Here is a 544-nt window from a genome sequence, read left to right as displayed (position 1 = left end):
TGTCAAAGCCCAGACTTGACCATTATGTAACTTTGGGATAGATGGGTGCCATGACTCTTCGTGAGGCGCTATCCCAGATCCCCGACCCTCGGGCTAGCAACCGGCAGTACCCTCTCTGGAGCCTTTTGGCCCTGATCCTGGTGGCCTTTTTGAGCCGCGTGGACTCCCTGCGCGGGGTGGAACGCTTTGCCCGCACTAACTCCCACCTTCTTCCCCACCTAGGCCTCCGTAAGGCCCCGGGCCACACCCGCTTGACCACCTTCCTCCATGGCCTGGACCCCCAGGCCTTGGGACAGGCCCTCCGCCAGGTTTTCCCCGAGGCGGACCTGGAGGAGGTCCTGGTGGTGGATGGGAAGACCCTGAGGGGAAGCGACAAAGGGAAGAGCTCCCAGGTCAAGCTGGTGGAGGTCCTGGCCCTCCACCTGGGCACCACCCTGGCCCAGGCCAGGGCGGAGGGCAGGGAGGACAAGGCCCTCCAGGACCTCTTGGAGCACCTTGGGGCCGAGGGGTTGAAGGGGAAGGTGGTGGTGGGGGATGCCGGGTA

Annotated in this window: 1 protein-coding gene; it reads left to right on the top strand. The window is 64.5% G+C overall.

Translation table 11 applies throughout. The features are described from left to right. Nucleotides 1-50: 50 nt before the first annotated feature. Nucleotides 51-544, top strand: a 494-nt coding sequence (locus N0A24_12320) for a transposase family protein (protein ID MCS7174119.1), incomplete at its 3' end; no start/stop codon positions are given.

The organism is Armatimonadota bacterium (assembly GCA_025059775.1).
In the GTDB taxonomy this organism is placed as follows: Bacteria; Sysuimicrobiota; Sysuimicrobiia; order Sysuimicrobiales; family Sysuimicrobiaceae; genus Sysuimicrobium.
The sequence above is the reverse complement of the archived record's forward strand: the minus strand, read 5'-3'. Positions and strand labels throughout refer to the sequence as shown.